The 11,818-nt window shown below is 43.6% G+C and carries 10 protein-coding genes and 1 pseudogene; 2 read left to right on the top strand and 9 right to left on the bottom strand.

What is annotated here, in order from left to right; genetic code table 11:
- Positions 1 to 108: 108 nt before the first annotated feature.
- From cobD to LC608_RS03555, 3 genes are all read right to left on the bottom strand, one after another.
- Positions 109 to 1,191, bottom strand: coding sequence for a threonine-phosphate decarboxylase CobD (gene cobD / locus LC608_RS03565; RefSeq protein WP_229552208.1), 1,083 nt, complete (start codon positions 1,189 to 1,191; stop codon positions 109 to 111).
- Positions 1,192 to 1,217: 26 nt separating this feature from the next.
- Positions 1,218 to 1,502 carry an HU family DNA-binding protein gene (locus LC608_RS03560; protein ID WP_010998076.1) on the bottom strand — a complete coding sequence of 95 codons (285 nt, stop codon included), beginning with the start codon at positions 1,500 to 1,502 and terminating at the stop codon, positions 1,218 to 1,220.
- 898 nt (positions 1,503 to 2,400) lie between these two features.
- Positions 2,401 to 3,045: a Uma2 family endonuclease gene (locus LC608_RS03555; RefSeq protein WP_229552207.1), complete on the bottom strand. Its 645-nt coding sequence runs from the start codon at positions 3,043 to 3,045 to the stop codon at positions 2,401 to 2,403.
- 444 nt (positions 3,046 to 3,489) lie between these two features.
- Between LC608_RS03555 and LC608_RS03550 the strand changes: the two genes are divergently transcribed.
- Entirely contained in the window at positions 3,490 to 4,110 is a 621-nt protein-coding gene (locus tag LC608_RS03550; RefSeq protein WP_229552206.1) for a Uma2 family endonuclease, read from the top strand.
- A gap of 26 nt (positions 4,111 to 4,136) precedes the next feature.
- Here the strand turns inward: LC608_RS03550 and LC608_RS03545 are convergent.
- The 6 genes and pseudogenes from LC608_RS03545 to pilM all read right to left on the bottom strand — a co-directional run.
- Positions 4,137 to 4,435: pseudogene (locus tag LC608_RS03545) on the bottom strand (Uma2 family endonuclease); the annotation flags it as partial.
- 211 nt (positions 4,436 to 4,646) lie between these two features.
- A complete protein-coding gene (locus LC608_RS03540; protein ID WP_229552205.1) occupies positions 4,647 to 4,889 on the bottom strand; it encodes a DUF2281 domain-containing protein in 243 nt (80 codons plus the stop codon).
- A gap of 165 nt (positions 4,890 to 5,054) precedes the next feature.
- Positions 5,055 to 7,424, bottom strand: coding sequence for a type IV pilus secretin family protein (locus LC608_RS03535; protein ID WP_229552204.1), 2,370 nt, complete (start codon positions 7,422 to 7,424; stop codon positions 5,055 to 5,057).
- 229 nt (positions 7,425 to 7,653) lie between these two features.
- Entirely contained in the window at positions 7,654 to 8,433 is a 780-nt protein-coding gene (locus LC608_RS03530; RefSeq protein WP_229552203.1) for a pilus assembly protein PilO, read from the bottom strand.
- Positions 8,430 to 9,206 carry a PilN domain-containing protein gene (locus LC608_RS03525; RefSeq protein ID WP_229552202.1) on the bottom strand — a complete coding sequence of 259 codons (777 nt, stop codon included), beginning with the start codon at positions 9,204 to 9,206 and terminating at the stop codon, positions 8,430 to 8,432. The genes LC608_RS03530 and LC608_RS03525 overlap by 4 nt, the downstream gene beginning before the upstream one ends.
- 4 nt (positions 9,207 to 9,210) lie before the next feature.
- A complete protein-coding gene (pilM, locus tag LC608_RS03520) occupies positions 9,211 to 10,317 on the bottom strand; it encodes a type IV pilus assembly protein PilM (protein WP_229552201.1) in 1,107 nt (368 codons plus the stop codon).
- A 155-nt stretch (positions 10,318 to 10,472) separates the two neighbouring features.
- Between pilM and LC608_RS03515 the strand changes: the two genes are divergently transcribed.
- Positions 10,473 to 11,771, top strand: a complete 1,299-nt coding sequence (locus LC608_RS03515) for a sugar ABC transporter substrate-binding protein (protein WP_229552200.1) — start codon at positions 10,473 to 10,475, stop codon at positions 11,769 to 11,771.
- The last annotated feature ends 47 nt before the right edge of the window (positions 11,772 to 11,818 follow it).

The raw sequence follows: 11,818 nt of genomic DNA, 5'->3' as shown, positions 1-11,818 counted from the left end.
TTAGGAGTTAGGAGTTAGGAGTTAGGAGTTAGGAATTAAGAGTTAAGAATTAGGAGTTAGGAATTAAAACCCTTCTTCTTATAACTCCTAACTTATAACTTATAACTCCTAACTCTCTTTTAGCGCTGTTAGTAAGCGTTGGTTATCAGACTCTTCACGTACAGCAACCCGGAAAAAGCGATCGCCTAGTTCTTTAAAACTAAGGCAATCGCGGATTAAAATCTGGTGATGCTTGAGTAATTTTTGCTGTAGCTGCAAAGTGGACTCTTGGGACTCAACCAATAAAAAGTTAGCAGCACTTGGTTGGGGTTGCAATCCTGGTATTTCAGCCAAACCCTGAAAGAGTTGGTTTCGTGCAGGTGGTAGCCATGCCCAGGTTTGCTGCTGAAAATCCGTATCTTGGAGTGCCGCAATTGCCGCCGCCGCCGCTAGCGTGTTTACGGGCCAAGGGTCACGCCATAGCTGCCATTTAGCTAGGCAGTTGGGGTGTGCGATCGCATATCCTAATCGCAGTCCAGGAAGACTGTAAAATTTGGTCAGCGATCGCAATACTACTAAATTCCTATATTCCTGCACCACTGGAATCAGGCTTTGTTCCTCATTGGGCGACACAAAATCCATAAATGCTTCATCCACCACAACCAAAGCAAATTGCTCCAGGTAGGGCAAAATAGACTCCCGTGAAAATAGCTTTCCGGTTGGATTGTGGGGATTATTCAGCAATAGCCCTTTGTCCTTTGTCCTATGTCCTTTGTCAATAACTAATGACGTAGGCACTTCGCCTTCCCGCAGGGTATGACCACTGACTAATGACAAAGGACACTCCAGCACTTTAGCGTTGTACGACTTCAGGGTTCGGTAGTAGTCGCCAAAGGCTGGAGTGATTAAAATTGTCGCGGCTAATTGAGCTAATTCCCTACCTATGAGAGTGAGTAATTCTGCGGAGCCGTTACCCGGCAGAATCCACTCAGGCGGCAATTGATGGAAGTGACTGAGAGCTAGTCTCAGTTCACTATAGTTTGGGTCTGGATAGTGCTTAAGATTACCAAGTTGGGACAGTATAGCAGCGATCGCGCTATTTGGAGGCCCCAACGGGCTGATGCTAGCAGAAAAATCCAGAATAGCATCAGGGGGACAGCCAGCCAGTGCTGCTGCCCAGGCTAAATTTCCCCCGTGTGCAGGTTGCCGCATTAAAAAAGGGTTCCCGAAGACAGAACCTATGCTTTTGGGGGTGCTACCTTTTCTCTAAACAGTTTTCCTGCCGAGAAAGCAGGAACCCTCGTGGCTGGAATTTCCATTTTTTCATTTGTTTTCGGGTTGCGACCTTCGCGGGCTTTACGTTCCCGTGATTCAAATGAGCCAAATCCTACCAATGTTACCTTATCACCAGAGGAAACCGCTTCAATAATCGTTTCCAAAGCGGCAGTTAAGACTGCATCCGCTTGTTTCTTAGTAACACTAGCTTTTTCAGCTACGGCATCAACTAATTCACCTTTGTTCATATCAAACTCCTGAAGGTTTACTTGAGATTCTTTACGGATGCACCCTGATACATCTGTACTAAAATCTTTGTTTGCGAAAATACAAAAATCATCCTTTGGGAGTAGCTTTACTCAAAACGGCTGTACATCCCATCGGCTCGACTTTTCAATGAATCATTCTAAGGTGTTGTAGCCTGATGTGGATAGATGAAACCATTAATTTATATAGATTTCAGGATTTTTTGTAATTTTAGGGTACTTGTTTCACTAAAAACCACCCCAAAAGTAGGAAAAAATACCTAGTAAATACTGCAATTGCAAAGAAAACAGGGTAGTGAGGAGGTGGGAGATGGTCAGCATTTGTTGGGATTTATTACCGATGGTGAAGAGTTATTGCTGAGATTAATTAATATTTATGAAAAATAGTTTGTAGTAAGCACTTTAGTGCTTAAAAAATAAGGACTTCAGTCCTTACCCAACGGGAAAGTTAGTCACTCATGGGGGAAACCCCCAGACGCTCGTGGACTCGCTCTAAGCGCGAGTGCGTCTCTAAGAGTTGCCATGCCGTACCACTTCCGGGACGCTATGCGAACGTGGAAGCAAGCTAGCAAGAGGCTTTACGCTGCGCTATGCGCTAAAGCGTCTCCCTTTGGGCTACGATATAAGTCGAAAAATTTTCTACCCACATTTTTGTCAAAGTGAACCTGTCACACTCACCGACATCCCGCCCAGAACTGAAGTTCAGGGCTGATAGCTAAAGTCCACTTAAGTGGACTAAATGATTAATTCAGTCCACTTGAGTGGACTTTAGCTATCAGACTCGGAATTCATTCCGAGGCGGGATAGAAACGCAGCGCGAGATTTATTAATGATATGGCTTTGTGTAATTCGACTCATTAGGCTAGCTGGAGTCATAATTTTACTGTTTCCCACCAGAAATTTTTTGTTGCACCCAAACCCGAAAAGCGCGGGTAGTAGCAATTTCTCCATTCTTCTTCGCTTCTTGGATAAACCGAGGAATCTCCTTCACCGACACAGGCGCAAAAGTAGGGCTGGTTTCGACTTCTGAATATTGTCCACCTGCAAGGGTGTAAACTCGTAACACACTGCCGTTATAACGCCAAAATTCTGGGGCTCCCATCGCAGCATAAAGCCTCAGCTTGTCTATTGCAGACCTGGAATATTCCACCTCTAGCACCAGGTCAGGGAGTGGGTCAATCGTTATGTCAATATTTTCTTTATCTCGAACTAACGCTTCATTTTGAATATAGTAGCTACTATCTGGCTCTGCTCCCTTCTCTAAATCATCTCGCGTTAAAGTTAATGAACCAGCGCGTTTAATTTCCCAGCCCAAATCTTCGCACAATACACCAACAAAAACTTCTATTAAGCGATTTGAGTTTTCGTGCGGCATTTGTGGGGTCATAATTTCTATCGTCCCATTGTCATAAGCAAATCGGGAATTACGTTCTGAACCCATTTCAGCCAGCATGGTTTTAAATGTCTGCCAACTGATGTTGTGGAGTAAAACCCTATTTTCTGCGGATGTTGTTATTGCCACCATAGTTTAGTTCTCCGCAACAAACTTTTTCGAGTACTGTACCCCTTAATATTACTGTTAAGAGGATGTTTGAAAAGTCCTCTTCTTAGTAGCAAAACGTTCTAGATTCCCCTAAGTCCCCCTTTTTAAGGGGGACTTTGAAGGGTTTTGCCCCCCTTCAAAAGGGGGGTTAGGGGGGATCAATAAGTGCCTAAAATCACAGCCAACCACTTTTCAAATAACCTCTAAGAGGATGTTTTAAAAGTTCTTTGGTCAGTAACAAAACGTTTTAGATCCCCCTAAATCCCCCTTAAAAAGGGGGACTTTGATTCCGGTTCCCCCCTTTTTAAGGGGGGTTAGGGGGGATCTAGAAGTGCCTAAAATTACATCTGACCACTTTTAAAACATCCTCTAAGGCTGAACGTAAGAAAGCGATATGATCGAAACGACTACTAGGGGTGATAAATTATGACTCAAGCCATACCAAAACTAGTAACCTTTGAAGATTTTGCAGCGTGGCGACCCGAAGGTGGAAGATATGAATTACATGATGGCGTGATTGTTGAAATGGCACAACCAGTGGGAGATCATGAAGATGTTGTTGGTTTTGTAGCAAGAAAACTAACAGTAGAATTTGACCGATTAAATTTACCTTATACAATCCCCAAAACTGCGCTCATTAAACCAACTAATTCCGAATCTGCCTATTCCCCAGATGTGCTATTACTGAATCGCCCTAATTTAGTGAATGAGCCGCTATGGAAAAAAGAATCAACTGTAAGCCTTGCAGCATCAATTCCCTTAGTAGTTGAGGTAGTTAGTACCAACTGGGATGATGACTATTACACAAAACAGGGTAAGTATGAGGGTATTGGAATTCCTGAATACTGGGTTGTAGATTATCTCGGTCTAGGCGCTAAAAAGTTCACTGGCAACCCTAAACAGCCTACTATATCTATTTATCAATTAATCGATGGGGAATACCAAGTAACTCAATTTAGAGGCACTGACCGCATCGTCTCACCTACTTTCCCAGAATTGAATTTAACAGCAGAACAGATTTTTCAAGCTGGAGGTCTACCAAAGTAAAGACAACCATACTTGCTGTTCAACTTTCACCAAATTTTTTGTATATTTAGTACAAATCCAGGTAACACATTTTCCCCGGAAATAGTTTGAGAAAATTTTAAAACTTCCACATCTTGTCCTAGACGATAAATTTCTACTTCCTGTTTTTTCGGTTGATCAACCAACCTAGACGACAACCATTTTCGATATATTCTTGCATCTTATTCTGAGTTTTTTTCAAGCTGTCATTGGGCGAAAGGATTTCGATAACAACATCAGGACATAAGGGAATAAATTTTTCTTTTTGTTTTTTAGTCAAAGCATCCCAACGAGATTTTTCTACCCAACGCTAGCCTACGGTGTACACACAAGTCTTTACCCCACCCTAACCCTCCCCTTGTAAAGGGGAGGGAACTAGATTTCTTTTTCCCCCCTTTCTAAGGGGGGATTAAGGGGGGTAATTTGACTTGTGTGTACACTGTAGCCAACGCTAGCAGGGAAGGGGTTGGGGGTTAGGTTTGAGAGTAAAGTTGCACATAGCGTAATATAAGTTATTTTCATTCTTCTCTACTCTGTAGCCCACCTCTGCGACTGGCGAGTTCTTTTTCGATTTGATCTTCATCTAATAAATGTTTACCAGAAGCAACAATCCTAGTACGAATTTGCTGCAAATGTTCTCCCAATGGGGTTTTATTTGCAGAGTTTTTCAAACCAAGAAATTCAACAAAATCTAAAACTTTCTCTTGTTTGTCTGGTGGAAGAGAACGCCACTTTGTTAATAACTCTTGTTCTGGACTCATTAGTATTTACCCACTACTGTTACTACTTGTATTATGATTGAGTATTTTTATTCTAGAATGACATTTAAACTGAATCCTACTCGTAAACAAGAAGATCCCCGACTTCTTAAAGAAGTCGGGGATCTGAGTTTTTGCCAGAGGTAACTTACCTGCTCATTATCTTTATTACCTTGCCGGAACTTTCAACCCCCGACGTTCAAGGATTTGCCGCACCTCTGGGCTAGGGGTGTAATTATAGCCGTAGGAGGAGTTCTCTGTATCATCCATAATTTGAGGTGTGAGTAATACAATTACCTCATTACGCTGGTTCTGTCTGTTTGTACTTCTAAATAGCGAACCAATTAGTGGAATATCGCCCAAAATAGGAATTTTGGAGACAGTCGTCCTGTCTGAATCTTGAATGATTCCTGAGAGAATCAGCGTCTGACCATCTCTCAAGCGAATCAAGCCAGAATTAAGAGAGCGCTCCGATACCAAGAATATTTGTTGGCTACCGCCTCCTCCAACGTTGATAGTAGCTGGAGCTTGGGGTGCTTTGACAACGGGGGCTACCGATAGAGAGACAAAACCATTGTCGTCAATTCGTTCAACTTTAACAGCTAGGGTTAAACCTACTCGCTCTTTTTCTGCTGAAATCGTTTCTGTAGCAAGATTCGCATCGCGAACTATTTCCCTTGTAATATTGCCTACCACTTCCTGAGTCAGGTTGACATTAGCGGTTTGACCTTCTTGGACAATTAAGGTTGGGTCAGTCAAAATCTTGGCGTTGCCATTTTGTACTTGAGCCTGCAAGCTAGCCAGAAGACGTCTAGGGAACTGAAATATGGTGGGCAAGCCGAATGTAGTTGTTGAAGGGGTTGTAATAGTTTGCTGCTGAAACTGAGTCGGTGTACCAGTAACAGGATCAATTGCAGTTGGCACAATTGAAGTTGTACTTGTTCCTGGTGTAAATGCTGTAATACCTGGTTGTAGTGGATTAGAGTTTACGCCAGCGCTAGCTGTTCCTGCATTTGGGTTTAGAAAAATATTTGAGCTTTGAAGTGGATTAACAGTTGTAGGTGTACTAGTCACACTGGTTGATGCTTCAGCTCTTGTAGCTGGTCTGGAACCGCCAAAATTCAAAGATGCTGCACCGCCATCATTTGTAAAGTAGTTGTTACCAACCCCGAAGGAAAAGCTAGTGTTGTAGTCCTGGGTGTTCAAGAGGTTAACATCAATAATCTTTACGTTAACTACCACCTGACGACGACGAATATCAAGCTGAGTTAGTTGACCCATTGCCATCTCAACTAGCCGAGGAGGGCCAATCAAGGTCAGGGAATTGGTGCGCTCATCTCCTAATGCTTGTAAACCTCTAAGTAATGGACTAGAGTCTGTAAAATTAACGCGTTGAGTTTCAACTCTGCTTTCCGTGGTGGTCTGAGTTTGGGTGATAGGCGTAGCTCCAGCCCCAACAGGCACAGCATTAACACTGGTAACTTGTCGTTCGCGGCTGACGGCACTTTCTGCTCCCAAGCCTACCAAAAAGTTCAGGGCAACTCCCACTGACACCTGATTCAGTCGCAGGCTACGCATAACCATGTCACGGGTGGAATTAGGTAGTTTAGGCCCAACAAAAACCGTGCGATTACTGCGGTTAGCTTCCAAACCACTCAGGCGCAAGACGTAGTTAAACACATCTTGCACTGGCTCGTTTTCTATATCTAGGGAGATTGTTTGAGAAGTTGCTGGTGCATTAGCAGCAGCACCAGCACCTTGCTCACCTCCGATATAAGCCAAGTTCAAATTAGCAGCACGGGCAAGCAGTGACAAAACCTCACGCACAGGCGCATCTCGCAGTACTAAGCGGGGTACACGTTCCTGAGTTCCTAAGTCAATACTGCTAGGAGAAGCATCAGTATTAGAAATGGCAATATCTCCCACCGGTGGGGCGACGGCTCTAGGTAAGAAAGCTGGAGCCTGACTTACAGGTTGACCTGACCCAGCCGCTTGTGCAGGTTGTCCGTCAATGGTAATTTCCGGGTTGGGAACGAGAACCCCTGGCTTTTGACCAGGTTGGGCTGGAGTCGCAACAGGCGGTGCTGTGAAAGTTTGCGCTGTTGGCGTTGGTGCTGATGCTATAGTGCCTGCGGATGGACTAAAGCTGAGTGTAATTCCATTTTGCGATCGCACCACAGGTTGACTATTAGGCGTATTGTTGCTGCCCATTACCGTCACCCGAATGCTATTGGCATCAAGCTGATTAACCTCAACAGATGCAATTCCTGGTGCTGGGTTATCTTGACGAAAGCTATTACCTTGTGGTAATCGTAATTGAGTATTGATAATATCTGCGACTAAAGCCTTGCCTCTTTTTGTAGTGAAAACTTGGGGGCGCGACCCTGAAGAAGTTTTCAAAGCAACGCTAATTCCACCATTAACTGGATTTAATTGGACATTAGTAATTTGACTAATTTGTGCCCATACTGGTTGAGCTGCCAAAAATACAAAAGCGGCAGTACCTAATATAAAACTATTACCGTGAAGCTGTTTCACAGTTCATTCCTCACTTTATAAAACCTTGTTTACAAACAATTCTGAGTAAAATCGGCGGTTAGAAACCGCATCTACACAAACAAAACCCACCTCCGTGGGTTTCAAACCCTCAATTTTTCCTTAGTCCGCGGAGGCGGACTTTGCCTGTGCAGCCAAGCCAGTGCGGTCTTGGGGGTTTCCCCCATGAGCAACTGGCGTGCGAATTCTATTCGCCCTGGCTCTAAGTTGACTACTTTTTCGGAGCAGTTTTAGCTGCTGCGGCCGCTGCGGCGGCGGCTATTTCTTCTGGAGTAAGTGGCATCAATACCTGTAACTGGAATGATGTATTAATAGCTGCTGGCCCAACCTGCATCGGCGTTTTATCCAATGGGGATCTTGACTCTACTGGAGCCAAAGTTGCTTGATAATCTTTAACTATTAACAAAGGCTGTAAACGCTCAATGTTACGCATTATCGATTGTGTTTGCTCATAAGTTCCTGTAATTTCGGCATTGATATTGCTGCGTTGCAGCTTACCGTCAACCTGTAGTCCTAGAGTTCCATCGGTAACTGGTTCTGGTTTTTGGGAAACTGGCACAAATTTCTTCAGTTTCGCTCTTACTACATTCATAGAAGTTGAAACATTGCCAGACTCAACTAAGCGGTTCAGATCCAACAGCAATGTATCTAAGCTTTTTTCGTTAGCGAATAAACCTAAAACCTGAACTTTTTGCTGTTTTGCCTGTGCTAGCTCGTCTTTAACTTTGCCTATTTCTTTGATACTGGCTTTTTTTTGCTCAATTTGCCCTTGCAGTTCAGAGCTTTTGGCTTGCTGTTGCTGATAGCTTTCAAAAGCTGGCATCAGCAGGTTTAAAAATATATAACCTGCTCCTGCTAAACCAATTACCCCCACCAATATGCCAATAATTTTTGGTGTGAAGGCAATACCAAATAGCACGGGGAATGCTGGCGTTGCCTGATCGAATTCCCCACCTTGTTCGCCAAAATTTAAATCATCACTCAGCGTCATTTTGAAATGACTCCTGTTTGTTGGATACTACGAATTCGAGTCACTAACCCCACTGTGCCTTTTTTTTCTAACTCCCGGATTAATTCCGAAGCTGGAACATCGTTCATACTCGATTGAATAGTGTATTCAACTACCTGTGGGGGCTTAATTGTTACACCATTAGCAGGTTGACCCACACCTGGTGGTAAGGGAGCATCTACTAACGTTGCCGTCAGAATTCTGCTTTCTGTGGACTTCAAGAATTGAGACTCTTGTAGACTCAATAAAAAATCATTGACATCGTTAAAAGAACGAGCCAATCCGGTAATTTCTAACCCTCCGGCGGGATTGTTTGCTGGCTTCCCTTCCACTGCCGGAATGGGTGGGGTTTGCTTGATGGTCTTAATTTGCACTGCTGCTGGAATGCGATCGCGCAAATCTTGCAGCATTGCTGACCAAGGTCGAATTTGATCAAATACAGTGACTAAAGCTTGGGTTTCCCCTTTAACTGCCTTCGTCTCGTCTTTGATTTTATTAATATTTCCTATTTCTGTATCTAACCTCTTGTTTTCTTGGTCTAGTTGTGCAATTTGACCATCTAATTCAACAATCTTCCCCTGCAACAACCAGCAAGCAATTCCCAATAAAGCTGGAAGGACTACACCTACTGCAACTCCCGCATAAAGTGGTGTTAAATCCCCCGTAGGAAACTTTAGGGATATTCCTCCCGATCTCTTAGGCTTTTTCTGATATGCTGGGCGATCTTTAAGAAAGTTAACATCTAGGCTGTACATTTTGTTACACCTCCCGCATTCCTAGACCAAGTACGATCGCCAAGCCAGAGCGTTCCACCTGTGGATATTTATCAGTGTCAACTTCCAAGGACAAAGCCCCGATTGGATCTATTTGGGTAGTTGGCAAGCTCAATCGTTGGGTAAAGAATTCATCTAGCTGTTGGAGTCCACCTCCTGGGCCAGCTAATATAATCTGCGCTACCTCCAAATTTTCACTTTGATTGAGGTAAAAATCGATGGAACGGCGCAGTTCATCCGTTAGTTCTCCCAATACTCTCAATATGGCTGCCATACCAGGATTGATTTCAGTAACCCCAGTTTTTACGCCGTCTACAGATGTTTGGGGAATTACCATTCCGTGTAACAGTTCCATATCTCGTGATGTGGGTAAGCTCATTGCCCTTGCTAAAGCAGTTTGCATTTGATAAGTCCCAATTGGGACTGTGCGCGAAAATTGCGGCACTCCGTTAACGATGATGGCGATTTCTGTACTGTCGAACTCTATATCAACTAGTACTGCTGCTTCTTGCGGCCCAAATTGTCGCAATTGTTCACGAATAGTCCGAATCAAAGCAAAACTGTTAATTTCTAAAACATCGATTTGTAATCCTGCCTGCTCGAATGTACTGATATATGTATCCGTTATCTCCTTACGGGTGGCAACTAGGAGTACGTGTACTTTTTCAATGCCATCCTCATCTTGAAAGTACCCAAGTTTCTGATAATCTACATCAGCCTCTTCACGAGGATAGGGTAAATATAAACCTGCTTCATGGTTCAGCACCATTTCTCGCAGTTCTTTATCATCTAACTCTGCTGGCACTGGTATAATCCGAACGATGGAATCTCGCCCTGGTACACCAGTGGCAACGCGAGAAGTTTTGATTTTGCTCTCAGCTAGCGCCTGCTGGATTAATTGCGCCATTGCTGCGGGGTCGGTGATTTGACCATCGATAACTACGCCTTCTGGAACTGCTACCGATGTAAAGGTTTCTAGCTTCAAGCCTTGACCCTGCTTGCGTAGCTGAACTACATTCACCCGTTCGGGAGCAAGTTCAATGCCAACCCCTTTTTTTGACTTGCCAAACAGACTTTTGAAGCTTTTTACCACATTTGTGCCCGATGGACTGCTAAATTGAAAATTTAAATTTGTTGTGGGTAGAGGCGTAATATATTTACGTCTCTACGGGTAATTTATTTAGCCTATAATCTCGACAATTCTGATCTAAGCTTTTCACACTGAGCAAGCGTAAAAATACTGGGAAAATGATTCAATTGCGAAAATTTAAACAACTTGTTGCTTTTACACTACTTGGCTTATTAACCAGTTGGATTGTAAGTTGCAGCACAAGTAATGTTGGTACAGGTACAAAACAGGCTGCTTCTGGAGCGGCAACTATTGAGTTTTGGACGATGCAACTCCAACCTCAATTTACCGACTACTTCAAAAACCTAATTACAAATTTTGAATCGCAAAATCCAGGTATAAAGATTAACTGGGTCGATGTACCTTGGGCGGCGATGGAGAACAAAATTTTAACAGCTGTCTCAGCAAAAACGCCACCTGATGTAGTTAACCTAAATCCGGGTTTTGCTTCCCAACTTGCGGGACGAAATGCCTGGTTAGATTTAGATGCGAAAGTCCCAAACGATGTACGTTCCTCCTATCTACCGAATATCTGGGAATCTTGTACGCTTAATGGCAAGAGTTTTGGGATTCCCTGGTATCTCACCACACGGCTAACCATTTATAACACCGATTTATTAAAACAGGCAGGTATCAATAAACCGCCTGCAACCTACGCAGAATTGGCACAAGCAGCCCAACAAATTAAAGATAAAACTGGCAAATATGCCTTTTTTGTGACTTTCGTACCGCAAGATTCTGGTGAAGTGCTGGAATCTTTCGTGCAAATGGGAGTTACTTTAATAGATGCTGAGGGGAAAGCCGCGTTTAATTCAGCACCAGGTAAGGCAGCGTTTCAGTATTGGGTAGACTTGTATAAAAAAGGCTTACTTCCTAAAGAAGCTTTGACGCAAGGACATCGCCACGCGATCGATTTATACCAATCTGGAGAGACTGCGTTTCTAGCTTCTGGGCCAGAGTTTCTGAAAACGATCGCTAATAATGCCCCGAAAATTGCTCAAGCTTCGGGAATAGCACCTCAACTCACTGGTGACACAGGTAAGAAAAATGTCGCGGTTATGAATATGGTTATTCCCCGTGATAGCAAACAACCAGACGCTTCTGTTAAGTTTGCTTTATTTGTCACCAATGACGAAAATCAGTTAGCTTTTGCTAAAGCTGCAAATGTCCTACCTTCTACAATCAAAGCATTGTCTGATAGTTACTTTAAAGATGTTCCAGCTAATGCTTCAACAGTAGAAAAAGCACGAGTTATTACTGCCCAACAACTGCAACAGGCAGAAATATTAACCCCTACTTTGAAGGATTCCAAGAAACTGCAAAAGGCGGTTTACGAAAACTTGCAAGCAGCAATGTTAGGGCAGAAGACTGTAGATAAAGCTGTAGAGGATGCGGCGCAGGAGTGGGATCAAAGATAAATTTGGGGAGTGGGGAGTGGGGAAGAAGCAAGGGAGCAGGGGGCAGG

Origin of the sequence: Nostoc sp. XA010, assembly GCF_020829625.1 — a bacterium.
GTDB lineage: Bacteria > Cyanobacteriota > Cyanobacteriia > Cyanobacteriales > Nostocaceae > Nostoc.
Note: the sequence above shows the minus strand (reverse complement) of the source record. Positions and strands in the feature narration are given on the sequence as shown.

What these genes read in the sequence shown, in the direction of transcription:
- LC608_RS03560 (WP_010998076.1), bottom strand. Translation starts at nt 1,502, where the DNA reads ATGAACAAAGGTGAATTAGTTGATGCCGTAGCTGAAAAAGCTAGTGTT.
- cobD (WP_229552208.1), bottom strand. Translation starts at nt 1,191, where the DNA reads ATGCGGCAACCTGCACACGGGGGAAATTTAGCCTGGGCAGCAGCACTG.
- LC608_RS03540 (WP_229552205.1), bottom strand. Translation starts at nt 4,889, where the DNA reads ATGAGTCCAGAACAAGAGTTATTAACAAAGTGGCGTTCTCTTCCACCA.
- LC608_RS03550 (WP_229552206.1), top strand. Translation starts at nt 3,490, where the DNA reads ATGACTCAAGCCATACCAAAACTAGTAACCTTTGAAGATTTTGCAGCG.
- LC608_RS03555 (WP_229552207.1), bottom strand. Translation starts at nt 3,045, where the DNA reads ATGGTGGCAATAACAACATCCGCAGAAAATAGGGTTTTACTCCACAAC.
- LC608_RS03515 (WP_229552200.1), top strand. Translation starts at nt 10,473, where the DNA reads ATGATTCAATTGCGAAAATTTAAACAACTTGTTGCTTTTACACTACTT.
- LC608_RS03530 (WP_229552203.1), bottom strand. Translation starts at nt 8,433, where the DNA reads ATGACGCTGAGTGATGATTTAAATTTTGGCGAACAAGGTGGGGAATTC.
- LC608_RS03525 (WP_229552202.1), bottom strand. Translation starts at nt 9,206, where the DNA reads ATGTACAGCCTAGATGTTAACTTTCTTAAAGATCGCCCAGCATATCAG.